Source organism: Streptomyces halobius, from assembly GCF_023277745.1.
Classification (GTDB): domain Bacteria; phylum Actinomycetota; class Actinomycetes; order Streptomycetales; family Streptomycetaceae; genus Streptomyces; species Streptomyces halobius.
Genome location: NZ_CP086322.1, coordinates 6,701,619 through 6,725,535 on the forward strand (window position 1 = coordinate 6,701,619; position 23,917 = coordinate 6,725,535).

Below are 23,917 nucleotides of genomic sequence, written 5' to 3' on the forward strand. Positions count from 1 at the left end.
CACTCCTCACATTCGACGGGTAGTACGGCTAGTGCCCTGCTCGCAGGGCCTCGCCCATGAAGTCGTTCGCCGAAGTCCCTGGGTGGTGCACGACCTTGGCGAACGCGGTCCGGCCGCCGCTGTCGAAGCGGAGCGCTTTCGCTCGGCGGGGGCGGATGACGTGCGGACGGGTGCCGTTGAGGACGTAGTGCACTGCCGGGTGATCGCACACGATCACGCCCTGGAGGCCGCGTGGCCCGCTCTGGATCTTCCAGCTGAGGTAGGCGCCCATCGTGCCGGGCGCCTTCCGCTGCGCGATCCGCGCGACCTTCTCCGTGCGCTTGCGCAGGCCACGCTCGGCGAGGCCGCCGCGGAGCCGGAGGAGCCGCGAGATGCGGCCCGGATCGATCCTCACCTCAACGCTCATCACGCCCCCTCTGGGCACTTCACGCAGCCCGGCAGGGCCACGGTGACGCGCTGCTCCACCCCGACGCAGCCGCCTTCGGGGCCGAGGGTCCGCTGCTGGCCCATCACGAACTTCCGGCCGCGTCGGCCGCCTCCGGTGCCTGGCAGGCAGCAGTACAGGGCGTTGAAGACGGTGACCGCGTCGACGTGCACGATCCGCGCGGCCTGCTCCAGCTCCTGACAGGTTGGTGGGCAGCCCTGTTCGTCGACGGTCGGGGCGCACCGCAGCAGGGTGACGGCGATCTCCACGGCGGTCGTCGTCGGCGGCTGGCAGTTCCGTGCTCCCTGCACGGTGCGGTCCTCGTTCGGGAACGGGTTCGTCGGGTTCAACCGCACGACGTTGACGGAAAGCTGCCCGCCGTCGCCGCTCCCGCTGCACGGGTCGCCGCACGAGTCCCACGCCACGGCGCCCGGCACCACGCAGGCGCGGCACGGGCAGGCGGGCTGACCGTCGACCTCCTCGGCCGTGGCCTGGAGAGCGGCGCACACGCAGCCGAGCACGGCCTCGGTGAGGTCGTGGAGGGCAAGCGGGGTCAGCGGCATCGTCTCGGCTCCTTCACGGCCAGGTCGTGACGCGGGGGCGGCGGAAGTCCGGGCTGTACGCCTTGCTCGCGGAGCCGAGGCGGTGCGGGTTGACTGTCGCCAGCCAGGCGTCGCAGATCGGCAGCCCAGTCCGGCCCTCGCTGTAGATGACCGTGGGGTCGGCCATCTCCATCTCCAAGCCCTGCCTGGTGACGCGGGTCGCGTTGCGGTTGACCTTGCAGCCGCAGGAGGAGCCGCCGCCGCAGCCCTTGATGAAGTGACAGGTCAGCTCCGACACGGCGGCGATTGCCACCTCATCAAGGGGCAGCCCGGTGCGGTAGGTGACTGCGAAGGTCCCTGGGGTGCCGGGCGGGGCGGCCATGTCCTGGCACTCGGGCCAGCATCCACCGTCGGTGCGCACCAGCCGACCGGGCGCGTCCACCCGGTAATCACCGATCACATTGGCGTCTGGGTCCGGGCGGGCCAAGGTCTCGGCGTCCACGTCGACGGACACGATGTCGTAGACCGGTCCGGGCAGGTACACCTCGCACAGCTCACCGCACGAGCAGTCCGAACGACACCCGCAGACCGAGGCATTGCGCCACTGGCCGTCGATGCCGATGTACGGAATCCAGGGGCCTACGCTGCCCCACCGCACCGTCAGCGGGTAGGCATCCAGGCAGGCACGGCGGCACGGCCGCACCGTGACCGGGCACGACGGCCCCCACCGCATTCCCGACAGCCGCCACAGCATGATCGAGGCGACCCGACTCCACCGCTCGATCGTCTCCGCGCTGGTGTCCTCGGGCAGGCCGCAGCAGGAGAGATCGACCGGCCACGGATCGCACGGCGCCGTCGTGATCACGAGCGCCCCCCGGCCTCGTACGGGCACGCTCGGGGGAAGGAGCGGCGGATGAACTGGCCGACCTGCCCGTGCGCGAAGCTGTCCGGCATCGTCGACAGGAACACCGAGTCCTGGTCGAACTTCGGGGACCGGTTGAGGACCTTCACGTCCCGGATCTCCGCACCGCCGATGTTGTTCAGCACGCCGTAGGCGGTCCGCTTGTGCACGACGTCGAGGCGCCGGCACACGTCGAGCGCTTTGAGCATCCCTGTCTTCTCGACGGGGAGCGGGACGTGCAGCTCGTACGACAGCGGGTTCTCGTGCCCGAGAGAGACGAGGAGATCCCGCGTCGCGCGCAGGCCGCGCAGGTACCGTCCCGGCCGCTGCACGCGGCCCGCGTAGTACGCCTCCACCCGGGAGACCGGGCCGCGGTGCAGCACGGGCACCCCGTCGGGCTGCGGCGCCATGACGAAGAAGTCGTCATTGCACAGCAGGAACGTCTCCGACACGCCCTGGTTCAAGCACGCGGCCCGCACGCCGAGGGTCGTGTTCTGGTACTTCGTGCCGTCCTGGTCTGTTGGGATATGCCGCACATCACGGACCCATGTCGGCAGGTGGCCAACGATCCATACGTGCCGGTGCGGGACGTTCGCCGCCCACGACCGCAGCGCATAGCGCAGCTGCTCGTTCGTGGCACCGACCCGCACGGGCACGACGATGTCGACCTCGGATGCCGTCATCATGGCCGGCCGTCAGGAGGAGGAGTCACACAGGACCGGGGTGTACGCGCACACCGGCTCCGGCGGCGCGACGGTCGTCACGAAGGTGCGCCGGTGGCAGTTCTTCCCGACCGGGGTGAGCATCGGGCCCGGAGTGCCGGCCGCGTCGACCGGCATCACGTCGTACGGTCCGGATCCCCAGCCGCCGCCGGCCCGGGTCGCCCCGTTCAGGACGAGCGAGACAGCCTCGGAGCCGACTTCGAGGTCACCGAGCTGGCCGTTCGTCACCCAGGGCAGCAGGAAGTAGATCCACGCCCCGTCGCCGCTGGCGTCGGCGTCGCACACGTCCTCGCCCAAGACCTCGGCCCACAGCTCAATCGCGAAGCCGCTGTTGCACTGGATGGAGCAGTCGTCGTAGCCGATCGGCGTGCCGTCAAACCCGTACATGACGGGGTTGCCGGTCGTGATCTCGATGAACTCGGGGCTGACGGTGAAGAAGTTCAGCTCCAGGTCGTAGCCGTTGAACGTCGGACAGCCCCTCTTGAACCCGCACTGGCGGCCGTTCGCGGCGGTGTAGGTGACGTCTTGGCCTTCCTCGACGTTCGCGTTCATCGCCAAGGTCGCGAAGCAGTCGAAGGTGAAGCCGTTGTCCTCGCCGCAGACAGGGCGGCCGCAGCCGTCCAGCCGCGTGACTCGGATGACGTCGGCGTTTGCGATCAGCGGGCACGGCATGCCGGGAACCTCCAACCCTCCTGGAGGCCCGGCCCAAAACCAGCGGCGCAGTCACCAGCATAGCTAGTGGCACTTCCGATCCGTCTCACAGCGACGATCGGGGCATGGCGGCTAGACAGCCAGCCGAATGTCCTGATGTGACCATAGGTGCGAAGGATGCATATGATCTTGCTAAGGCGTGGTTCGCGACGTCTTCGGCCGGTACGGGGGATTACTCCCAGCTCTTCTACGCCATCGCTAAGCGGTCTGACCACCTGGTGGCGTGAGGGAGAGGAGCGGGCTGGTGACGCTGAGCTGCGCCGCCCTGCTGTCTATGCTGCCAAGGAACAATGAAAAATCAGTGGAAAATCCGAATGACAGCGTTTATGGTGACGCTGTCAATTTTCTTCACCGGGGGAATGGGGGCGGCGGCTGCCGCTGAGTCGCAGCAAGCCACTTCAGCGCTTACGAAGTGCAGCACACTACCCCTCAAAGAAAAGCTCTCATGCCTCAAGAAACTCCTTCATGACGCGAAGATTAGCGCCAGATTGGTAGTTCTATTCATCGCTGAGCATGAATGGCATAAAGAGACGAAGAGTCGCTTGCCCGAGCTGTATAAGAAATCGCAGAAGCTGAAGAAGCTCGCTCAAGCTGCTGTCGACCATAAAATCACGGCGGAGGACCTGAAGGACCCGCATATCGCTAAGGCGGTTGCCGGGGAAAAGGCAGCGATCAAGGCTCTCGATTCGTACTTCAATGTTTTCTATGAAGCGGCACCTCTCATGGTCCAGCTCGTAAAGGCCGAAGTCGATCTCATGGTCGGGCTTGCTCCAATTGTGGATTCTACTGCCAAGACCCTCAAGGATCCTGAATTGAAGCATGCGTTCGACGAGATGAACGCAGGCTTCGGTCAAATGAATCATGCCCTCACGGGTCTGAACGTCGCCTCGGCTCAGATAAACCGCGGTTTGAATCAAATGAACCATGGCTTGAACGAGATGAACCACGGTCTTGGCCAGATGAATGAGGGTCTTGATCTGATAAACGAGGCTGTTGACGGGGCCAACCGGGGCATTTCTAAGGCCAATAGCGGCGTCGCCGGGATGAACAGGGCTATCGATGACCTGAACAAGTCACTCAAGAGTGGTGCCCTCTCGAAGGACGGCAGCCCCTTCAAGGATCTCGACCTTTCTGGCATCGACGAGTATATCCACGGTGGCCCCTTGCCGGTGGAGAGCAAGGCGAAGCAGGCCATCACTTCCGCAATAGTGAACTTTGTCCCTGTAGTGGGGGATGCGAAGGGGATTGTGGAAGCCCTCACCGGTGAGGACTCGGTAACCGGAGAAAAGCTCTCCCCTGTCGATCGTGCTCTCGGTGCCGTCATCTTCCTGCGCTGGGTGAAGGCGGGTAAGTCGGTTATCACGGCCGGCGATCTGGCCAAGGCCGTAAAGAACGAAAAGGCATTCAACAGGGTCGGCAGTGTCCGCTGGGGAGCAGGAGGCGGAGGCAAGACTGCGCTCGGAGACTCATACAAGACGCCTATCACTGAAGATCTGCGGAAAATAGTCAACCCTGGAAACGGAAAGACTAACTGCCGCGCGTGCGTCCTGGGAGTCGAAAGAACTCTGGACGGCACCCCAGCGTCAGCACTCCCCAAACTGCGTGGCGGGAATTACAAAGTTCTAGAGAAATACTTTCCTGGCAAGAAGTTCGTGAAGAGGTCGTTGTCCAATATCGTCAAGGACGTCAAGAAGGCAGGAGACGGCGCGCGGGGTATCGTGTACGGGGGGAACCCAGATCTGGCTCACGTGTTTAACGTGATCAATCGTGACGGCGATGTAATATTTTTGGATGCTCAGGTGGGGCGTGCATCACCCAAGGGATATAAAATCTATCGGTTCATGAGGACGAAATGACGCTAAGTCAATCTGAAGCCTTGAAGGTCGCGGAGGAGCTGCTTGCGCGAGAAACAGGCCCCTACGACCCCGTACTCAAAATCGATTACGAACGAGTGAGGGAAAAGGGCGGGATTCTCATTGCCCCCTACAACGGCGAAGAATACCTGAGGACCCGAAACTGGGATGACATGTTGGTCGGTCTCTGCCCAATTCTCGTGGACCTCACCACCGGACACGCACGCCTAGGTACAGTCGAAGAAAGACCTTTGTGGGAGGAATAAATCTCACTATGCCCCCGTCCAAGGATTTTTTGGACGGGGGCGCTTCCCGTCGCAGAGGCGCTGGCCATCTCCTTCAGGGAGAGTGTCACGATGAGAATCGTGAAACACTAGGGAAAGCGCGGTAACCGAGGCGCGCTTTCCCTAGTTATCGCACCCGGCGTCGGCGGAATCGTTCTGGGCCGCGTGCCAGCGTGGTGTGGAACCATCGGGTCAGTTCCTCCCGGTTCTGTCCGCACTCTGCGACGAGGAGTTCGTCAGGGACGCGGAAGTGGTAGGGGCGGGTCGGCCGGGGGACGATGTCGCCGACGGGGACCGGAGCGAGGCGCATGCCACGGGTGTCGGCCAGGTAGGCATATCCGTAGGCGCGGATGTAACGGCCAGTCGGGTCGTGCCGGCGCCAGAACGCGGAGCGTGCGGCGCGCTGCTGGGAGCCGGGCGACAGGGCCTCGTAGACGATCGCGCGCTCGATGCGTGAGGCCGGGGCGATGTTCTCCAGGTGGTAGATCGGCACGTGGGGGACGCGAACGCGCTCGTAGCCTCCCTCGACCGGCGAGGGCGGGGTCTGGATGCTCCCCTTGGTGAATTCTTGGTCAGGGAGGAACGGGAACAGCCTGGGGCGCCACTTGTCGCCCCAAATGCCATCGGTGCGGTAGCTGGTGAGCGTGAACATCTCGCGGAGCGGAAACTGGAAGATGCGACGGTGGCGCTTGGTGATGAGGCCGCGCACGACGCGCTTGGCGCGGCTGCCCCACCGCTCGTCGGGTGAGGTGACCAGGACCCAGTCCCACGGGCGGATACCGGCGTCGATGAGGGCCTGGCGCTGCATCAGCCGGTAGTCGCCCTCATGGACCCACAGCTCCCCTGTGCGGGCGCGGTCGTCGACGATGACCAGCTCATCAACCCATGCCAGATTCTCCCGGAACTCGTCCACGAGCCACTCGGGCTCGTAACGCCAGCCGCCTACCGCGAAGATGCGTGGCCTGTGGGCGGTCATTTGGCCGCCCCGGTCTGGTCGTCGCTGCTCTGGCCTTCCTCGTCCTGTCGTGTGCTGCGGCGGCCCTCTTCTCCTGGTGGTGCTGTTGATCCGGGCTGCCCGGTACGGGGTGGCCGATGGCGATGGCGCCGCAGAAGATCCCCTCGCCGAAGATCCGCCGGAAGTGGTCACGGTTGAACTGGCGGATGTTGGGGTTGACGTATGTCGTGGCCAGGCCCAGGTCTGTCGCGCGGAGCATCACCTGCTGGATGACCGCTCCGGCGTCCAGGAAGGGCATGAACTCCACCTCACCGGGAGCCTTGTACGTCTCCTCCCTGGCCATGAGCAGCAGCACCCAGGGGGCACGGTGGATCCAGCCGACCCCGCCGACGAGGAGCCCGCTGAGAAGGGCGAGTTCGTCTCGTGAGTCGACCTCGACGGTGGACACGCCGCGCCGGTCGCAACTGGAAGGGCACAGGCCGATGGCTTCCCGCACCTGGCCGCGAAGGTCTTCCTGAACGGGCCTGGCGTCGTACATGCGGTCGCTGTGCCGCTGCCGCATGATCTCGATCAGGGTTTCCTTCTTGCGGGCCTGGTGTGCCAGATAGCGGGCTTGGGACTCGTCGACGACGTCGCTCATCGTTCTCCTGGGGACAGCCGGCGTGGTGGCGCGGGGTGGGACAGCCGTTGGGTCATTCAGTTGGCGAACTTCCAGGCGCGTGCATGCCTACGTATGGCAGTTCGCGGTCTCTTCGCCCGGGTCGGCTGATAGCCGACAGGAATCCGTCACACCGGCTCCCCCAGATACGGAAAGTCGTCGCGCAGCGTGCCAGCGTCCGATGCATCCAGCCCCATGTCCACGGGCCGGGCCAGCACCAGGTGGAACATCGCCTCCGCGGCGTCCTCGACGAGGTTACGGCCGTTGTACTTACCGTCGGTGAACTTCGCGTCGCTGCCCACGCGGTAGTGCAGGATGTCCGGGACGATGCGCTTGCGTACCTCGATGGCGTACGCCTGCGCGTCGCCGTCGTAGCCGTTGGCCGCGACGGCACGAGCAACCATGTTCTGGATCTGGTCTCCCCAGGTCGCAGCGTCGTCCGCGGGTTCAGCGGACCCGAAATCGTCGGCCTCGTTGAAGCCAAACAGTGTGCTGGTGAGGGGAATTGCTGCGCGGTCCGTTTGCCGCCAGTCATCACCAGCGTCAGTCGGAACGGCAATGGCGCCCCATACACCGATGGTTGGAGCCCTCTTCAGAAGAAGATTGGGGACCTCAACCACAATGGCCTGGACATTCGTGCCGGCGAACAGATTCGTCGCCTGTTCCGGATCGAAGTCGCCGAGGTCAAGTTCGCTTCCGCCTACGACGGCTGTGCGGACGGCAGTGACAACGGGCCCCGCGATGTAGAAGGGATCTCTCGCGGCACCTGCCCAGAGTCGGACGCCGCTCAGCCCGGTAACCGCCTCGCCGGTAGTCGTGCGTGCGAGGACGAGCTGTTGGTCACACGCGGCCGGGCCGGCCACCAGAGTCAGCGTGGCTGCCTGTCGCCCGCCTGCGTCCAGATCACCGAAATTGACGCGGAGCGTCAGGTCCTCACGGGCGTCCCCGGTGATGTCAATTTTGAATTCGTAGACAGCCTCATGATGAAAACCTCCCGTCCCAGATAGGGGGTTGGTGTTCATCACGAAGACGGTGCCGGTGGCTCCCTGAAACGCGTAGACGTCGCTGATGTCGAGACGCGGGTCGTTCTTCGCGGTCAGGCCATCGAGGTGGTCAGACATGAGGCTCCTTAATGGGGAGAGGGACGGCACGAGATCCCGAATTGGCCTACGTACCTGCCAAGTTGGTGCCAGTGCCTCGGTTTCGGGTATGGATCTGGCGTCGGTGGGTGTCACGGCCGCGTGCCGTGGTGAACTCGCGGTCGCAGAGGTCGCATCCATACGGGCCTGCCTCCGCGTCGGTGCGGTTGTCGACGGCACGGTTGCTCCGGTCCATGCCTCCGGCGGCGTCCTCCTGGTCCCGGCCGCCGGTGTCCAGGGGGATGGCGTGTTGTCCGTACGTCCGTTCCGGGACGGGCGGGGGCGGCCCGGCCTCCACCTCCAGCTCGGGAGGGGCCCAGGCGGATTCGGAGCCCCCGCCAGGGACGCTAAACACCGGATCGTCCGGCGCTGGCACGGTGAGTGCGTCGGGCGTGGCCACGCCGAGGAGTTCGGTAAGCCTGGACGTGTCGGCGGCCTGGCGCGCCTGCTTCGGCCGCGTGAGCGGGATGGTGACCTCGGGGCCTCTCGTACCCGTCAGGGCCTGGCGGTGCTGCTCCTGGTCCTCGTCGGGCGAGACGTAACGGTGGCCGTCGACGTGGGAGCCGATGAGCAGTCTCTCGGGTACCTCCGTGAACAGGGCGGCTGGCACGGCGAAGGCGTTCGGTCCGACAGTGCGGATCTTCGGCGTCTGGGCGACCGCCCACGCGGCGAACTGCTGGCGCTGCTCGGCGGTGGGCACGACATGGATGAGGTCGGACACGACGGGGCTCCTCAGAAGGTCGTCTGCACGGTGACCGCGCACACGGTGCACGTCGTGCCGACCACGTACGTCCGCTCGACCAGCACCCGACGGTCGTTGTTACGTGTGTTGACGGACGCTCCGGGCCGGTCAGGGATGGTGACCGACGGGCCGCGGCGGATGACGAGGGGCCCGGTGATGTACATCCAGGCGGTACCCGGGTCCGCTGGGACGCCGCCGGGACCGGTGTTCTCCGCGCTGTATCCCGCGCCGATGACCACGCAGTTCCCGGCGAGAGTGCGCAGCCCGCCGGTCGTCGGGTCCTCGCGGACGAGGTCGCAACAGCCCAACAGAGCGGCGACGCCCGCTGGGACGTGGAGGGTGCCGACGCCGCCGTACGACTCGGCGAGACAGCCCTCCAGCACGGCGACGCCCTGTGCAACGCTCAACGGCCCCTCGACGGGGGTGAGGTCGACAGCGTCCTGGATGAGCTTGGACCGCCAGAACGCGGCCTCCAGCCCTTGCTGCTCGCCGAGGGACAGCGTCGCCTCGGCGTGCTCGCGGGCCTCGTTGTACGACCAGCCGATCGTGGAGCACTCGGATCCGGCGTACAGGGTGATGGGCTCGGCGTGCTCGGTCTCCGGTCGGCAGAACTCCTTGGTGCCGGGGGCGTCTCCCAAAGACTCCTCACCTGGCGACTCGTCGCTCGGGGACTCGTCCAGGCACGGGTCGGTCCAGGACTGGACGGGGCAGCAGCCACGGGCCAGCCATTCGACGCCCAGCAGCTCGTGCTCATCGGATACGTCCCGCACGTCGGTGCACGGCGTGTTGAGGATGCCGTGCGGGAGGGGGGTGCCGTCGATCGCCTCGACGTATTTCCGCAGACCTGCGGCCATCGAGTCTCAGCTCCTTCTCTCGGGGCGGCTGGCGCCACACGAAGCACCGCCCGCCACAGTCACGGTGCGGACGCGGTCAGGACTCGCCGATGGTGATGAGGGTCTGCCCGCCGGTCTCGCCGCTCGGGAAGACCGGGACGGTGACGTAGCGGGTGTCCACGGAGCGGTCGACGAGGGTCACGCACTCCTCCGCGAACAGCGCGGTGTAGTCGTTCGTCGAGAACTTCGTGCTGTCGTGGATGACGCCGAGGTTGACCTCTTCACCGCGACCGAGCTGGAGCTGCCCGGCCGGATACATCAGGAACGACACCTCATCCGGCCACACGGTCGCGGCGGTCGCGCCGCCGATGTCGGCGGGCACGGCGGGGGCGAGGTTGCGCGCCCACTGGATGCCGACACCGAGGGGGGTGAACACCTGCTGCACATCTGCGGTGCTGACCTCTTCGATACTGACGCCATTGCGGCGGGCGACGTCGGCGAGGAACAGGTTCCGCGACCACCAGGGGAACACGACTTCCAGGCTGATCGATTCACACAGACTGTGACGCTCGATCATGTCGGCGGCCTGGAGAGCGACTGCCGAGAACACCGCCGAAACCGCGCCGAAGCTGTCGCCCATCTGGACCGGGGTCGCCGATTCGACGGCCTGCTGGAACAGCACGCTGCGGATGCGGATCTCGTGGGCGACCATGGCGTTGCGCAGGTACCAGGACACCAGCTCTGGGAAATGCCGCTGGGTGAGAATGCCCGCTTCGAGGCACACCCCGACCGCGTCGCAGCGGGCCTCGATCGGGTCCGGGCAAGGGATCTTGAAACAGGGCTTGGTCGCGCCCGAGATGTCGTCGGCTTCGGTGTGCACCCACGTCATCGCGGAGACGTCCAGGCTGGGGGTCTTGTAGTAGCGCAGACCACCGCGGGCGAGCTGGATCTCGGGGGCGTCCCACAGCATGTCGGCACACGCGACATCGGTCAGGTCGTAGACGGTCTCCGAGGGCGCGCACCAGCCTCCGGACGCGACCAGGTCGCCCTGGGGCAGGCGCCGTTGATCGGCAGCACGCAGCGCGACTTCGGTGCCTTCCGGTGCCGAGCTGGAGTCCGTGACGATCAGCTCCGGCGGGTACGGGTGCCGGTAGGAGATGACCTGGCCGACGCCGCCGCCCGCCGTCTTCAGGGCGTTGGCGCGGGAGATGATCCCGGCGGTGATGTCGGAGAAGCTGAGCGGCGCGCCGGGGGTGTAGCCGGGGACGTCGACGGCTGCGGTGATGCTGGTGGTCGGCGCGGGCGGCTCGGGCAGGACGCGGGGCTGGCGGCGGCGCACGTGGGAGAGGTCGAGCGCGGGACGATGCACGACCGCAGCGGTAGCGGTCTTCGGCTCGGACTCCGGCTCCGGCTCCGGCTCGGCGGCGGGCTCGGGCTCGGCCGCTGCGGTGGTGTCCTCGCCCGCCGGGGTGTCGTCGGCTGGCTCAGGGTCGGCGTCGCCGCCACGGACCTGCGCGGCCAGAGAGTCGATCTCCGCGGCGGCCTGTTCGGCGGCCTCGGTGCGCGCGGCCTGTTCGGCGCGGATGTCGTTGACGGCGGTCGCGAGCGTGCGGAGCTGTTCGAGGTCCTTCGGCGTGACGGTGGAGGATGAGGACTTGGCATCGAAGGCGGCGACCGCACCCTCCAGGAGCTCGGAGAGCTCGGTGTCGTCGAGTGCGGTGATGTCCTCGGGGAGTTCGAACTCGGCCATGGGACGGATCTCCAGTGATCGCTCTTGGAGACCCGGCCCAAAACCAGCAGTCGTCGTGAGGGAATCTTAGCGGCCCGCCGTGCGGTGCGGGCCGGTCATGTCAAGGGGCGCTGCTACTTCGCCGTGGTCGTCGTGCCGGGCTTCGCCTTTTCCCGGATGCTGCTCTGCGGGTAGCGCTTCGACACGGTCTCGGCCGTCGGCTTCGAGGCGGAGGTGAACACGACCTTTCCGGTGGCGGTCACGACCTCCCACTGCTGGCGCTTCGACTGGCAGGAGCAGGGCATCAGGCGTCTCCGTCTCGTGTGGTGCCGGCCATGCTGGCGGCGATCTCTTCCCGGGCCGGGGCGACGGCGGCGGCCAGCCGCTGTACCTCCGCGCGGGCTGCTTCGGCTCGCTCGGCCTCGCGCCGGTCGAGGGCGGTGAGGAGGCCGTCGAGGAACGTGGGGCTGGCGACGAGGGCTGCGGCGAGGGCGCTGGCGTCACTGGCCGCGGCGGGCTGTCCGGACGTGTCCGCGGCCTGTCCGGACACCGGCTGTCCGGAGACGTCCGTCGCGTGTCCGGGCGTCGTGTCCGGGCTGGTGAGGAGGCCGGACGCCGACGCGGCGAGCGCGAGGTTTGAGCGCTCGGCAACGGCGGAGGCGAGGAGCGGGGAGGAGTGTCCGGGCACGGGGACGGACAGCACGGCGCGGAGCTGCCAGCGTCCGGCCGGGCCTTGTTTCATGTGGTAGCTCGGCTGGCACGCTGCGAAGACGTTGCGGTCCCATTCGGACAGCCAGGGCGCGGCTGCGCCGGAGAACCACAGGCCCCGGGAGTTCATGCCGACGGTGACGATGCCGGCGACGGTGCGGGTGTCGTCGAACTGGCACGCCGCGCTCTCGCACTCGGCCCCGTCCCGGTGGTGCGGGGCGTTCATCGTGAAGGCCCCGGCGCGCACCAGGGATCCGTCATCGAGACGGAACTTCGCGCGGAGGAAGTGCGTGAGGTCGATGTCCCCCAGCGACTCGACGGTGAGGTTGCGGCCCGGGTATCCGGCGTGGGGCTCCCCGGCCTGCGCGACCCATCCGTAGATCCGGCCGTCGGCGTAGTGCACTCCGCCGCTCCCGGGCGGCAGCTCCTCCTCCGTCGGCTCGCGGAACCATGCGGCGGGCATCGGGTCCGTGTCGCGCATCGCGGTCCAGGCGGATGCCTCCAGGTCCCCCATGGGCTCCTCCTCGTCCTCCCACGGCGGCCGAAGGGCCGGGTCGTCGTAGGCGTCGGCCAGCCGGGCGTACAGGTCCTCGGCACGGTCCCGGAGCGTGTCCCGGTCCCACTCGGCGTCACGGTTGTCGTGCACCGGGAGGCTGGTGTCCCCGGAGAGGGCGGCGGCAACGTCCATCCCCTCGGGGAGCGTTGAGGCGCCGACGTACTGGCCGCGGGCCAGCCGCACGATCCTGCCGGCGTTCGTGGCGCGGGTGAGGTGCCCACGCGCCACCACCATGCTCATGCCGAGGGCCTGCGCGACCTCCCGCGCGCCGACGGGCACCGGGGAGGCCGAGACGTAGGAGACGACGCGGTGATGGTCCGGGCCCGGGGCGGCGGCCGCCACCGGGGCGGCGTCCTCCTCCGGCTCCTCCGGGGCGTCGTCAAGGACGATGCGGGCTCGGTCGTAGGCGGGCATCGACACCAGCGTCGCGCCCCGTACGCGGGCGCGGGTGATGCGCAAGAGGAGGTCCCCGGAGCTCTCGGAGTGCACGACGACGCCGGTCTCCGGATCGTCCGTGTCGCCGGCCGCTGCGGTGAGGACGCCGGTACCGGCGAACGCGGTCCGCACGGCGGCGGCGCAGATCGCGCCGCCCGGGCCGGTGATGAACTGCACGCTGTGCCGGGAGCGGGACAACGCCACGCCGGAGGCGGACCACTCCGGGAGGGTGTTCGCGGTGACGAAGAGGGAGCCATCTTCGAGACGGAGGACGCTCACGGAAGGCAGGGACGCGGCGAGCGCGAGGATCCCGTCCTTATCCTCGCTCGTCGTGCGGTCGACGAATTCCACGTCTACGTCGTCGAGGTCGACCGAGATGCCGAGGGGTGCGCCCTCCTCCAGGAGCATGACGGCATCGGCGCCGGCGGGGCGGCCGGGGTAGAGGACGCCGCTCGCGGTGATGCGGTCGCCGTCCCGGCCGATGCGCTGGATCGCCCCGGCGAGCTCCGCGCCCTCATGCCCCATCAGCATCTCGTCGGCGTACTGAAGCGGCCACGGGCCGCCGTCCCAGTAGAGGGAGCCGGGTGAGAACACGCGGCCGTCGCCGGTCTCCTGGTTCTCGAACGCGATCGCCGTGTCACCGGGGGTGGACCAGGTGCGGGCGGGCATCGCGGCCGCGGTCATGTCGCCGGGCTGGTCTTCCATGGGGGCCTCCTCCTGGGGGCCGAGCGGGATGTCCGTGTACTCACCGGCGAACGCGACGCGGAGTCGGTTGAACGCGACCTTCCCCAGGCGGTCTTGCAGTTCGGGGAGGAGGCCGGGGTCGTCGGAGTAGGCCGCGGCGATGTGCGGCGCCCAAGGGGTGTACTGGACGGGCAGGTTCTCGGTGTCGATGCCCTCGGCGTTGCGGATGGTGTAGACGGCCTGCTCGTGCGCGTGGTGGAGGAGCGCGGCGTCCGCGGTGCGATCCTCCGGGGACTCGTCGCCGACGGCCCACACCCAGCACGGGGAGTTGCCGTTCCCGTTCCAGTGGTTGGCGCCGAACAGCCGGGCGCGGATGGGGCCGGTGAGGTTGTCCCGGGCAGCCTCGGTGAGCGTGTCGATGATGCTCGCGCGGGCGGTATCGTCGAAGTCCTCTCCCTCCCCGAGGTAGTACAGGGTGAGGTGGAGCTGGCCCGCGGGCTGGCCGCTGTCGAGGGCGAGCCGGGCCGCGTCCTCCTCGGCGGGCATGAGCGCGATCATCGCGCCTGTGTGGGGGCCGCTGGCAGCGGTCACCGTAGGCGGGGAGGGGTCCATCCCGGTCTCCTCGGCATCGAAGGCGTCGCCCCGCTGAGGGGCCTTTGATTCGTAGGCGGCGGTCCGTTCGGCGCGTGCGAGAGCCAGAACGCACCGGCAGTTGATGACGAGCTCCGGCGGGGCAGTCGGATCTGAGGGGGCGGACATGCGGACCCCACCGAGGTTGAACGGCTCGTCCAGGAGGCGGAGCTGACCGTTCATCGTGGCGTGGGCGTCGCGGACGCGGGTGTCCCGGCGGGTAAGCCACTGCTTGACGAGCGGCCGGTCCGGGGCGGCAAGGTCCCGGCCGGCGGCGAGCGTGGCGGTGTTCCAGGCGCGGGCGGCCTCGGTACGGGCGATGCGCTCCTCCCGCGCGTCCCCAAGCTGCGCCCCCTCCCGGGCGAACACGGCGCGGAGCCTGGCACGTAGCTGCTCCATGTCCTCCCCCGCGTCGAGACCTGCCGCGAGCTCCCGTGCAGCGACGTCGGAGAGCCGGTCACCGATGGCGCGCAGGAGGTGCTCGGTCCTCTCGGCGTAGTCGCCAAGGGAGGCGGGAAGGTTCCGGCCATCCTCATGACGTCCGGGGAGGTTGTCCCAGTCGTCCGGGAGGGGCGCGTCGACGTCCTCCGCGCTACGGTTCGCGGCGGTCTCGGCGACGCCCAGGAGGCGCCGCACGAGGCGCGGCACACGCTGGCTCCACATACGGGAGATGCGGGCGACAGAGAACCGGGCGGCCACCAGCTCATCGGCCGCATTGAGGGCGGCGGTGAACTCGGCGGCGACTTCGGTCAGGGCCTCGCTCACCGCGGCGGCGATGTCTTCCTCCGCCGCGGTGAGCGCGTCCTCAAGGCGGTCAGGCACGGGGCGCCTCCTCGGGGTCATCGCAGATCTCGCACCACGCCCAGGCGCCGACCGTGGCGACGCCGTCCGGGGTGAGGAGCAGCACCGTGCCGGTGAGGCGGGTGTACGCCTTGCAGGCCGGGCACCAGTCCTCGCCGACGTCCGTCCCGGGCGTGAGGGTCACGGATGCGCCGGGCGCTGGCGCGGCGGCCGGGCCCGGGAGGCGGTGCTGCTCCTGGCCGGTCATGAGGCAAGCGCCAGGCACGGCGTGCGCAGGACGCCCGTCGTCTGCTCGAAGCTGTGCGGGATGCCGGCAGCGATGAGCTCCCGGCAGTAGTCATCGAGGGCAGCGGTCAGGCATTCGGGGTCGAGACCGTAGCGCGTCGCGATCTCCGGGACGCGGGCCCAGGCGCCGTCGAGCAACTTCCACTGCTCGACCTGTCCGGCCTCTACGGGGAGGAGGGTGTGGAGGCAGGCCGGCGCGATCTCGCGGGCGCGGGCGCGCTCGGACCGGGGGCAAGCGGGGGTGCGTTCGAGCTTGCGGCCGGCAGCAGAGAGGGCGGCCCAGATGAGGCCGTCGGCGGCGGCGAGGACGCCCTCATGGCGCGGATCGCCGGCCGATGCCGGGAGGGTGTCCGGCTCGCTGGTCGACTCATCCACCGGGAGGTCGGCGCTGTTGGTGCTGTCGGGGACCGGGCGCTGCTCCTCGGTGCTGGGGGCGTCGGACTCGTCGAAGCCGGTTTCGCGGCGCAGCGCTCTGGCCCCGATGACGCCGCGATCGAACACTTCGAGGGCGGTCTGGGAGCGGTTGGCGCGCACGCGCAGCTGCGATGAGTCCACGCCAACGAGCCATTCGGTCGCGTCGGTCTCGCCTTCGCTTTCGAGCAGGGGGCGGAGCCAGTGCTCTGTGTATGCGTGGGCGACGACGGCGAGCCGCGGCTCGATGCCGAGCTGGATCGCTTCCTGGGTGAGCGTCCAGGCGCCCCAGTGGTTGACGTCGCCGAGGCCGAGGAGGAACTCGGCGGGGATGTCCGCGGCCGTGGCGAAGCGCCGGATGTTCTCCTCGCGGAGCTTGATCGCCAGCTCGTCGAAGTCCGATTCGAAGGTGAGCCTCTGGATGGAGCCGACCATCTCGGCGGGAACTTCGAGGAGGATCGGCACGGTCGCGGCGGCGGAGTCGGGCTCTCGGATGGCTGTCTCAGCGACCTGCATGAACACGTCGATCAGGTCGTCTTCTGCATCACCCTGGGCCGGGCTGGTCGGGAACCGGGTGCCCTTGGGCACGACGAGGACTCCGCGGCCGGTGAGGCGCGAGAGGGTGACCGCGCGGACGGCCGCGCCCAACAGTCGTAGTTCCTCCAGCTCGTTGAGGCTGCCCAGGACGGGTGAGTCGGCCTCCATGTGCTTCTCGGGGCTGGGGTCCCACACGCGGATCGCAACAGGGTCGAGGTCCGAGGGCGGGCCGTCGTCGTCCACGGCCGGGATCGCCAGCTGCTTCCCGTCGACCGTCGCTTCGAGTCCGGCGCCCCTGCTGCTGATCTCCAGGACTGACACGACGTGCCAGTCCGCACCGCCGTCCTCACGGGGCCGGATGACTGTCCAGCCTTCGCCGGCGACGGCGAGGTGACGGCCGTACTCGCGCAGGAGTTGAGCCTGCCCGTCCTGTCCGCCGGCGATCTCGGCGACGATCCGGGCGGCCGGATGTCCGGCGGGGGCGGGTTCGATCACACCGTCCGGTCGTCGCCGTCCCGCGTAGAGGCGGGCGCCACTCATGGCGTTCGCGACCCAGTTCGCGAAGGAGCGCACCTCGGGGGTGCGGTAGAAGCTCCATGCCTTGGTCTGGTCGCTGCGCGACTGGGTCTTGGCCGAGGTCTTCGCGGTGCGCGCGGTGTACCGGGCCGCTGTGGAAACGAGTTCGCGGGTCATGCGGCGGAAGCCTCCCGGGTGTCGTCCCAGCGGTTGAGGAAGACGGCAACGCCGGCGACGGCGAACCATTCGAGGCCGTGGAGGAGGAGGGGCGTACCGGTCCACTGGTCGGTGGTGAGGAGGTACGCGGCGAGGAGGGCGCCGGAGATCCACCAGCCGAGGCAGTAGACGCAGGAGATGAGCGTCACGACGAAGGTGCGCGTCGCCGACTCCGGGCGGCGCTCGTGCCAGGCGTGGATACGGTCGCGTACGGGGTCGAGGATGGTGTCGTGCACGGCGAGCTGTGTCGCGCGGTACCCGGCGAAGCCGAGTAGGGCGAGTTCGGTGAGTTCGATCAATGGTCGCCCCTTGCGGATGTGATCCTCCGGTTATCGGCGGAGCATCATAGGCCACCTGTCGAACTCACCCCTGGGGCCAAGTGCCCAGGTCAGCAGGTCAATTCAGATCATGGCCGTAGGCGGGGGCACGGGTACGCTGGTCTCCGGGGCGTCGGCGGCTGAACCGGTGAAGTGCCTGGGCGGCGTGAGATCGATGCCCTGCAGCGGCTGGCGCCCCTATCTTTGCTCTATGGCTGATCACCAGGACGAGGGGCCGGACACCGGGCCACCGTTGCGGCTGGTGTTGTTGGAGACCTACGAGGGCCGGGAGGCCGTGATCTACGGTCCTGGCCCGGAGTACGCCGAGGTGGGCATTCTGTTCGCGCCGGCGGAGCTTCTGGCCGAGGAGTCCTAACGACGGCCGCCCGTACGGGCCGTGCCCCCTCCGCCGATGGTGCGCCCGTAGCGGGACGCGGCGGCGCTGGAACGCCCGGCCGTGTGCGCTGGCGAGTGCACCGTGGAGGCGGCGAGGCTCTCGGCCCAGAAGGCCATCGCGACGGAGTCCCCCCGGTCCGGGGAGCGGCCGAGCCGTGCGACGAGGTCCTCTTTGCGCTCCACCTGGATCCGGGGCGGCACGCCCGTGGTCACGTCCCATGTCGGGGCGGTGAGGTCCGAGAGCAGCAGGTCATCCGGCGGCAGCATCAACTCGGCGCCGAACGCGGGGTCGAGCAGCTCCCGCATCCGCCAGTACGCGGCGCTGCGCACGTTGGTGAAGCCCCATTCCCCGTCCCTGGTGCGCACTTTGGTCCTCGCGGCACCTGTGTAGGGCAGGACGGGCACGCCGAGCTCGCGGAGCCGGTCCACCACGCCACCACCGACACCCATGGAGTCCACGACGGGCACCAGGCCAGTGTCCTCGTCGCCGACAGCGGCCTGGACGCGGGCGGTGGTCTGCATCGTGTCCTCCCGCTCATGGACGACCAGTTCCACGATGAGGTGGCCGTGACGGTGGGCGAGGACGGTTGCGTCTCCGCCAGAGCGGGCGACGTCCACGCCCAGCACGCGCCGCCCTTCCACCGGGGGCCGGCCGTCGGCGTCCCACGCAAGCCACCGTTCCACAGCAGCCTCCACCCAGGCGAGCGGGATGACGCCGTCCTCGTCCGCAGCCCGGAACTCACCCAGCACACGGTTCGCGTACAGGGCGGAGTCCTCGCCCCACTGCCGGGCGCGCTGCTGCGCCCAGTCCGGGCTGATACGGCCGGCAGCGACGGCCTCCGCGAGGGTGACGTGCCGGGTATACCAGTCCTCAAGTCCCGGGGCGCGGCGGTGGATGTCGTAGAACCGGCCCGAGGTCGGCCCCGGCGTACTGATGGCGAGGGCGAATGCCTCCGGCAGCCCGTCCATCCGTCCGCCGGAGAACGCGCCCTCGATGGCGTCCCACGTGGCGTCCGGCACAACCTTGGCCTCGTCCACGAGGTACAGCAGGGAGTCCGCGTGGGCGCCCTCGATCAACTCGGCTTTGCTGGACGCGACCGCCGAGGCGGCGCCGTGCACCAACTTGAGGTTGAGGGAAAGTAGTTCGGACAGCTCGCTGAACGGCTCCCGTCCGAGCACGTCCCAGCGGATGCGCCGTGCCCACTTGTGGATCTCCGGCCACAGGTAGACGGACAGGTGGCGCCACGCGCTCGCCGTGGTGAGCACCTTCCAGTCCACCCCGGCCGCATCCCGGGTGGTGGCGAACCACAGCACCACCCAGGCGGCCGTGCCGGTCTTGCCCAGACCATGAGGCCCGCGTACCGCGACGCGGCGCCGGGGCGGCAGGGCGTCCAGCACGTCTCCCTGGTACGGGGTGACGCCCTGACCCTCCGGCCAGTCCAGGACCTCCCGCGCCCAGGCGGCCGGCCGGTACATGTACCGCTCCTGGGCCTGCAACCGGCGCTCCAGGCCGGCGAGATGGGGGCGCAGCTCGGCCGGAGCCCCCCGGGCGAGGCGCAGCCGGTCCGCGCGGGGCATCTGCCGGTAGGCGGCCTCCGCGTCACGCGTCAGCATCGTCGGCCGGCGCGTTGCGGATGATCTCCATCAGGTCCTCGGCGGTGATCTGCCCAGTGACGTCAAGATCCAGCTTGTCCGGCTCTGCCAGCCCGTACAGCTTGACCACACGGTCCGTGAGCCGCGCGGCAGTCTCCACGGCTTTGAGATCGCCCTTGAGCGCCTTGGGCCACACGGCGGCCAGGAGCCGGTGGTACCGGCGGGCCTGGATATCCCGCAGCGTCCCGGCCTCCTTCTTCACGTCGGACAGGTTGGCGTGGAGCGCACGGTCCACGTCGGTGTGGGCCGCGCCTCTGGAGGCGTAGCCGAGGCGTTCGGCGATCGTCTCGTAGTCCAGGCCGGCGAGCACCATCTGAATCGCGTTCTTGCGGCGCTCAGCGACCTCGGCCCTCTTGGCTTTACTGGCGCTCATCCGTCACCGCCTCCGTTCGCATGTCTCCGTTCGCATGTCCCTATTGGTTCGCACATCCGGCCTGGTTAGGACATGAGGCGGTGGAGCTCGGCGCGCGCCTCGGGGTCCTGTTGGAAGCGGCCGGTGTAGGAGGCGGTGACCATGACGGAGCCGGGCTTACGGGCGCCTCGGTGGGCCAGGCAGCCGTGTTCGGAGCGGATGATGCACGCGGATCCGAGAGGCGACAGGTGGGCGTCGAGGGCGGCCGTGACCTGGCGGGTGAGCTGTTCCTGTGTCTGGAGGCGCCGGGCGTACACGTCCAGGACGCGGGGGAGCTTGGACAGGCCGGCGACGGGGGCACCCGGGGCGGGCTGGTAGGCGATGTCCGCGTGGCCGGTGAAGGGCAGCATGTGGTGCTCACACAGGGCCGTGAACGGTACGCCGGTGACGACGATGGGCCCGCCGTCGTGGTCCACGGGGAAGGTGCGGGCGAGGTGAACGGCCGGGTCCTCGTCGTATCCGGCAGTCATCTCCGTGAGGGCGCGCAGCACGCGGGCCGGGGTGTCGACCAGGGCGGGGCTGTCCGGGTCCAGTCCTCGGGCGGTGAGCCAGGCGCGCAGGCCGTCCGCGTAGGCGCCGGCGGCGGCCGTGGCCAGGTCGGCGGGGGCGGTCGGGGTGCGGGTGGGTGCGGTGCTCATCAGCGTGCCCTTTCGTCGCCCCACGCGTGGACGTGGAGCCGGGTGGTCAGGTTGAAGCCCGCGCGGATGGCAGGGTCCGCGAGGAGGCGCAGCCGCTCGTCCAGTTCCCCGGTGGTGGTGCCCTCGGGCATGACCCACACCTCGTGCGGGGGGATGCCGTACGCGGCGGTGTGGGCCGCGGCCTCCTGGATGTCGGCGGGGGTGCGGCACACGAACTTGAAGGCGGCCCGGCCCGTGTGGTGGAGCGCGGTGAGGGCGTCCGGGCGGATCCGCTTGTCCGTCGGGTCGTTGGAGTGGGTGAGCTTTGGGGAGACGTTGAAGCGGGTGACGGCCGCGGCCGTGGCCGGTGTGGGGGCGAGGGTGCCGTTTGTCTCGACCTCCACCTCCACGCCGGCGACGTTGAGCGTGGCCAGCAGTGCGGCCCATCCGGGCTGTTGCTGGTGCAGCAGTGGTTCCCCGCCCGTGATGACCACGATGCCGGGGCTACCTTCCAGGACGCGGGCGACGAGCTCCGGTACGGGGGTGCGGGTGAGCTCGGCGCGCAGGTCGAAGCGGGTGGCGTCCCACGTGAACGGGGTGTCGCACCATGAGCAGGCGAGGTTGCAGCCGCCCAGGCGGAGGAAAGAGGCTCGGCGCCCCATGCTTGGGCCTTCGCCCTGAACGGTGGGCCCGAACACCTCCGCGACGACCAGCGTGTCAGCCGTGGTGTCGGGGGCCGGGGCGGTCACGGTGCGGTCCAGGTGGCGGCGTTGACGTGCGTCTCGCTCACGCGGACCTGGGTGACCCGGGCGCCGGGCGCGCGCACCAGCTCCGTCAGGGCCTCACCGGCGACTCGGGCCAGCAGGCCGGCGACGTTCTCCACGGTGGGCCACCCGGGCACCTGGTGGACCTTGCAGCCGTGGGCGGCCAGCAGTGGGACGAGCGGGTCATCCGGGCCGAGCATGACGCCGTGGTCCAGGTGCTCGTCGATCCACCGGCGCAACTGCTTCTTGAAGGGGCTGAATTCCACGACCAGGCCTTGCGCGAGTTCCGGGGACTCGGCAGTGACCTCGGCCCACCAGGAGTGGCCGTGGAGGCTCTGGCACTTGCCGGGCAGGTGCGGCAGGCGGTGCCCGGTCTCGAAGTTGTGGCGAACCGTTACGGCGTGCGACATCACTGGGCTCCCTGCTCGTAGGGGCGGGCGACGGTGTAGCGGGTGGTGGAGTTGTCGTGGCCGATGGCGTCGTGGACGCCGACGACGTCCAGGTGGAGGGCGCGCAATGCGTACTGGCCGCCCCACTCCTCCCACTCCGGCGCGATGTAGCCGTCCAGATGGGCCCAGAGCCGGTCCGCGACGTCCTCGTTCGTGGCGTCCTTGAAGGGGCGGCGGGTCAGCTCGTGGATACGGGTCTCCAGGGCGGCGTTCGTGTCCGCGAAGGAGGGGTATCCGTGCCGGCCGATCGTGTCGTAGACGACGGTGACGGCCCCGGTGTGGGAGTGGGCGCGCAGTCCCATGGGCCGGTTGACGTTGGTGAAGAAGATCGCGAAGGGGCCGACCTCGACGGTACGGATCAGCGGCTCGGGCTCGGGGTTGGTGGTCATGGGGTGGGTGCCTCCTGTCGGGCTGCCTGGATACCGGCCGCGGCGTGGTAGAGGTTGGTGGAGTTGGCTTCAGCCAGGTACAGGTGGAGACCCGGGGTGGCAGGGCGTGCCCCGCCCCGGGTGACGGGGTTGTGGGGGCCGGGCGGGATGGTGATGGGGCCGTGACGGGCGCGGAGGTATTCCTCCGCGCGGCGCCACGCGACGGCCGCGAGGGCAATGGCGTCCGTGCGGCTGTAGGTCTTGCGAGTGGCAAGGGACAGCGGGCTGATGTGGTGGGCGCGCACCAACTCCCGGTGCCGTAGCAGGGCGTCGCGATCGCGCATCATGAAGTTCGTCCAAGTGCCGTTACTGGGGTCGAACATCTGGATCACCCCGAAGCGGAACCCCTGGCCCCAGGAGGATGAGTCCACGCTGTAGAACGGGAACTCCCGCAACGCGCGCCACACAGTCATGCCGAACCCGTGGAAGACGGCCCGGCCGTCAGCGAGCCTGAAGGCCTTAGCGAGCCACGGCAGTACCTCGCTGACCGGGTTGCCCAGCAGCTTGCCGAGGGCGATGTACGTGTAGCCCTCGTCCAGGTAGCGCTCCAGGTACTCCCATGGGTCGCCGGTGTGGAAGACGGGGATCGGCTCCAAGCCGTAGAGCTCCAGTTCCTTCTGGTTGCGCCACGTGGCCTCCGGGCCGCCGATGACGTCCAGGTTGGCGTACAGGGTCAGTTCCCGGTCCCACTTCTGGCACCAGGAGGCGTAGTCCTCCAGGGTCAGGTGGATGCCCATGGTGCGCGCGGAGTGGGCGCCGGAGTCCCCGAAGATCATGTTCACCGGGGTGGCGAGCTTGCCGGTGAACTTCCGCATGTCCTTCGGGCGCCAGAACGCGAACGAGCACAGGGCCTTGAACGGCTGGTCGGTGCCGCCGAGAGTGTTCATGCCGCGGCCTCGGCGCGGTGCTTCTCCACCTCGTCCAGCAGGTGGTGGAGCTTGGCCTCGTCGTCCTTGCCGAGGTGGGCGTCCAGGGCCAGGCGCCACCGGTCGAACGTCTCGGAGTCCACGGTCAGTTTGATCTGCGGGCGGAACACGTCCTCGTTCGGCTCGCCGTGGTGCTCGGCGAGCTGCTGTACTTCGTCCGGCGGGGCGGCGAGCAGGGCGGTGATGTCCTCGACATCCTGGGGTGTGTAGCCGGTGCCGTCCAGGTCTTCCAGGGAGCCCAGCAGTTCCGACAGGGCTTCGAAGTCGTACGTGCCGAGGTCTGCGGCCCGGTTGTCCACGATGTTGATGCGGCGTGCGGTGTCCTCGTCGCACGTGACGAGCTCGCAGCGGGCGCCGGGCTCCCATGCCGGGTCGTTCTGGCAGATGCCGCACGGCTTGGTGCCGCCGCTGGTCTTGACGGTCTGGCCGCAGTCGCCGGAGCCGTGGGCGTCGAGGGCCTGCATGGTGTGGTTGCCGGCGAGGACGATCAGCGGCCCGTCGGTGATCTGCCGGACGACGAGGGAGCGGTACTGCCCGTTGCGGCGGAGGCTCTGGAGGATGGTGTCGACGTTGCCGCGCTTGGCATTGCCGGGGAACGGGGTGAGCTCATCGAGCGGGAGGTGCGCGGTGCGGACGTAGGTGGCCTGTTCGGTCATGCGGGGCACTCCCCTGTTGGTGGTGGG

The 23,917-nt window shown here is 68.9% G+C and carries 27 protein-coding genes; 3 read left to right on the forward strand and 24 right to left on the reverse strand.

Annotated elements, in window-relative coordinates; all coding sequences use genetic code 11:
- Window positions 1–28: 28 nt before the first annotated feature.
- The 5 genes from K9S39_RS30345 to K9S39_RS30365 are packed head-to-tail and all read right to left on the reverse strand — an operon-like array spanning window position 29 to window position 3,261.
- On the reverse strand, window positions 29–406 hold the full coding sequence (locus K9S39_RS30345) for a hypothetical protein (protein ID WP_248866524.1): 378 nt from the start codon (window positions 404–406) through the stop codon (window positions 29–31).
- A complete protein-coding gene (locus K9S39_RS30350) occupies window positions 406–987 on the reverse strand; it encodes a hypothetical protein (RefSeq protein ID WP_248866525.1) in 582 nt (193 codons plus the stop codon). Before K9S39_RS30350 ends, K9S39_RS30345 begins: the two co-directional genes overlap by 1 nt.
- Window positions 988–1,000: 13 nt before the next feature.
- Complete coding sequence (locus K9S39_RS30355; protein ID WP_248866526.1) at window positions 1,001–1,831, reverse strand: hypothetical protein; 831 nt, start codon at window positions 1,829–1,831, stop codon at window positions 1,001–1,003.
- Window positions 1,828–2,553 carry a hypothetical protein gene (locus K9S39_RS30360; protein ID WP_248866527.1) on the reverse strand — a complete coding sequence of 242 codons (726 nt, stop codon included), beginning with the start codon at window positions 2,551–2,553 and terminating at the stop codon, window positions 1,828–1,830. Before K9S39_RS30360 ends, K9S39_RS30355 begins: the two co-directional genes overlap by 4 nt.
- 9 nt (window positions 2,554–2,562) lie before the next feature.
- Complete coding sequence (locus K9S39_RS30365; RefSeq protein WP_248866528.1) at window positions 2,563–3,261, reverse strand: hypothetical protein; 699 nt, start codon at window positions 3,259–3,261, stop codon at window positions 2,563–2,565.
- A gap of 353 nt (window positions 3,262–3,614) precedes the next feature.
- Here K9S39_RS30365 and K9S39_RS30370 point away from each other — a divergent pair, with 353 nt between their 5' ends.
- Both K9S39_RS30370 and K9S39_RS30375 read left to right on the forward strand, forming a co-directional pair.
- Complete coding sequence (locus K9S39_RS30370) at window positions 3,615–5,156, forward strand: pre-toxin TG domain-containing protein (RefSeq protein WP_248866529.1); 1,542 nt, start codon at window positions 3,615–3,617, stop codon at window positions 5,154–5,156.
- A 20-nt stretch (window positions 5,157–5,176) separates the two neighbouring features.
- Complete coding sequence (locus K9S39_RS30375) at window positions 5,177–5,419, forward strand: YrhB domain-containing protein (RefSeq protein WP_248866530.1); 243 nt, start codon at window positions 5,177–5,179, stop codon at window positions 5,417–5,419.
- 145 nt (window positions 5,420–5,564) lie between these two features.
- Here the strand turns inward: K9S39_RS30375 and K9S39_RS30380 are convergent, their stop codons facing one another.
- The 11 genes from K9S39_RS30380 to K9S39_RS30430 form a co-directional block, all read right to left on the reverse strand.
- Window positions 5,565–6,413 (reverse strand): glycosyltransferase family protein, encoded by an 849-nt coding sequence (locus K9S39_RS30380; RefSeq protein ID WP_248866531.1) that lies wholly within the window; start codon window positions 6,411–6,413, stop codon window positions 5,565–5,567.
- The gene (locus K9S39_RS30385) at window positions 6,316–7,032 is read right to left on the reverse strand and encodes a nitroreductase family protein (protein WP_248866532.1); all 717 of its coding nucleotides are present in this window, start codon (window positions 7,030–7,032) and stop codon (window positions 6,316–6,318) included. The genes K9S39_RS30380 and K9S39_RS30385 overlap by 98 nt, the downstream gene beginning before the upstream one ends.
- 146 nt (window positions 7,033–7,178) lie before the next feature.
- On the reverse strand, window positions 7,179–8,171 hold the full coding sequence (locus K9S39_RS30390; RefSeq protein ID WP_248866533.1) for a DUF4331 family protein: 993 nt from the start codon (window positions 8,169–8,171) through the stop codon (window positions 7,179–7,181).
- 46 nt (window positions 8,172–8,217) lie between these two features.
- Window positions 8,218–8,910, reverse strand: a complete 693-nt coding sequence (locus tag K9S39_RS30395; RefSeq protein WP_248866534.1) for a hypothetical protein — start codon at window positions 8,908–8,910, stop codon at window positions 8,218–8,220.
- Between the two features lie 11 nt (window positions 8,911–8,921).
- Entirely contained in the window at window positions 8,922–9,785 is an 864-nt protein-coding gene (locus K9S39_RS30400; protein WP_248866535.1) for a cupin, read from the reverse strand.
- Between the two features lie 76 nt (window positions 9,786–9,861).
- Complete coding sequence (locus tag K9S39_RS30405; protein ID WP_248866536.1) at window positions 9,862–11,514, reverse strand: major capsid protein; 1,653 nt, start codon at window positions 11,512–11,514, stop codon at window positions 9,862–9,864.
- A 113-nt stretch (window positions 11,515–11,627) separates the two neighbouring features.
- On the reverse strand, window positions 11,628–11,798 hold the full coding sequence (locus K9S39_RS30410; RefSeq protein WP_248866537.1) for a hypothetical protein: 171 nt from the start codon (window positions 11,796–11,798) through the stop codon (window positions 11,628–11,630).
- Window positions 11,798–15,328 carry a phage minor head protein gene (locus K9S39_RS30415; protein ID WP_248866538.1) on the reverse strand — a complete coding sequence of 1,177 codons (3,531 nt, stop codon included), beginning with the start codon at window positions 15,326–15,328 and terminating at the stop codon, window positions 11,798–11,800. Before K9S39_RS30415 ends, K9S39_RS30410 begins: the two co-directional genes overlap by 1 nt.
- Window positions 15,321–15,554 (reverse strand): hypothetical protein, encoded by a 234-nt coding sequence (locus K9S39_RS30420; RefSeq protein ID WP_248866539.1) that lies wholly within the window; start codon window positions 15,552–15,554, stop codon window positions 15,321–15,323. The genes K9S39_RS30415 and K9S39_RS30420 overlap by 8 nt, the downstream gene beginning before the upstream one ends.
- Entirely contained in the window at window positions 15,551–17,233 is a 1,683-nt protein-coding gene (locus K9S39_RS30425; RefSeq protein ID WP_248866540.1) for a hypothetical protein, read from the reverse strand. Before K9S39_RS30425 ends, K9S39_RS30420 begins: the two co-directional genes overlap by 4 nt.
- Entirely contained in the window at window positions 17,230–17,571 is a 342-nt protein-coding gene (locus K9S39_RS30430; protein ID WP_248866541.1) for a DUF1360 domain-containing protein, read from the reverse strand. Before K9S39_RS30430 ends, K9S39_RS30425 begins: the two co-directional genes overlap by 4 nt.
- Window positions 17,572–17,800: 229 nt before the next feature.
- Here K9S39_RS30430 and K9S39_RS30435 point away from each other — a divergent pair, with 229 nt between their 5' ends.
- Window positions 17,801–17,965, forward strand: a complete 165-nt coding sequence (locus K9S39_RS30435) for a hypothetical protein (RefSeq protein ID WP_248866542.1) — start codon at window positions 17,801–17,803, stop codon at window positions 17,963–17,965.
- Here the strand turns inward: K9S39_RS30435 and K9S39_RS30440 are convergent.
- From K9S39_RS30440 to K9S39_RS30475, 8 genes are all read right to left on the reverse strand, one after another.
- Window positions 17,962–19,599: a hypothetical protein gene (locus K9S39_RS30440; RefSeq protein WP_248866543.1), complete on the reverse strand. Its 1,638-nt coding sequence runs from the start codon at window positions 19,597–19,599 to the stop codon at window positions 17,962–17,964. The two genes, K9S39_RS30435 and K9S39_RS30440, sit on opposite strands and share 4 nt — an antisense overlap.
- Window positions 19,586–20,011 carry a hypothetical protein gene (locus tag K9S39_RS30445; RefSeq protein ID WP_248866544.1) on the reverse strand — a complete coding sequence of 142 codons (426 nt, stop codon included), beginning with the start codon at window positions 20,009–20,011 and terminating at the stop codon, window positions 19,586–19,588. Before K9S39_RS30445 ends, K9S39_RS30440 begins: the two co-directional genes overlap by 14 nt.
- A 65-nt stretch (window positions 20,012–20,076) precedes the next feature.
- Complete coding sequence (gene folE / locus K9S39_RS30450; RefSeq protein ID WP_248866545.1) at window positions 20,077–20,688, reverse strand: GTP cyclohydrolase I; 612 nt, start codon at window positions 20,686–20,688, stop codon at window positions 20,077–20,079.
- Window positions 20,688–21,416 (reverse strand): 7-carboxy-7-deazaguanine synthase QueE, encoded by a 729-nt coding sequence (locus K9S39_RS30455; protein ID WP_248866546.1) that lies wholly within the window; start codon window positions 21,414–21,416, stop codon window positions 20,688–20,690. Before K9S39_RS30455 ends, folE begins: the two co-directional genes overlap by 1 nt.
- Window positions 21,413–21,841 (reverse strand): 6-pyruvoyl trahydropterin synthase family protein, encoded by a 429-nt coding sequence (locus K9S39_RS30460; protein WP_248866547.1) that lies wholly within the window; start codon window positions 21,839–21,841, stop codon window positions 21,413–21,415. The genes K9S39_RS30455 and K9S39_RS30460 overlap by 4 nt, the downstream gene beginning before the upstream one ends.
- On the reverse strand, window positions 21,841–22,269 hold the full coding sequence (locus tag K9S39_RS30465) for a hypothetical protein (RefSeq protein ID WP_248866548.1): 429 nt from the start codon (window positions 22,267–22,269) through the stop codon (window positions 21,841–21,843). The genes K9S39_RS30460 and K9S39_RS30465 overlap by 1 nt, the downstream gene beginning before the upstream one ends.
- Window positions 22,266–23,195 carry a hypothetical protein gene (locus tag K9S39_RS30470; protein ID WP_248866549.1) on the reverse strand — a complete coding sequence of 310 codons (930 nt, stop codon included), beginning with the start codon at window positions 23,193–23,195 and terminating at the stop codon, window positions 22,266–22,268. Before K9S39_RS30470 ends, K9S39_RS30465 begins: the two co-directional genes overlap by 4 nt.
- Entirely contained in the window at window positions 23,192–23,890 is a 699-nt protein-coding gene (locus tag K9S39_RS30475; protein ID WP_248866550.1) for a hypothetical protein, read from the reverse strand. Before K9S39_RS30475 ends, K9S39_RS30470 begins: the two co-directional genes overlap by 4 nt.
- Window positions 23,891–23,917 lie beyond the last annotated feature (27 nt).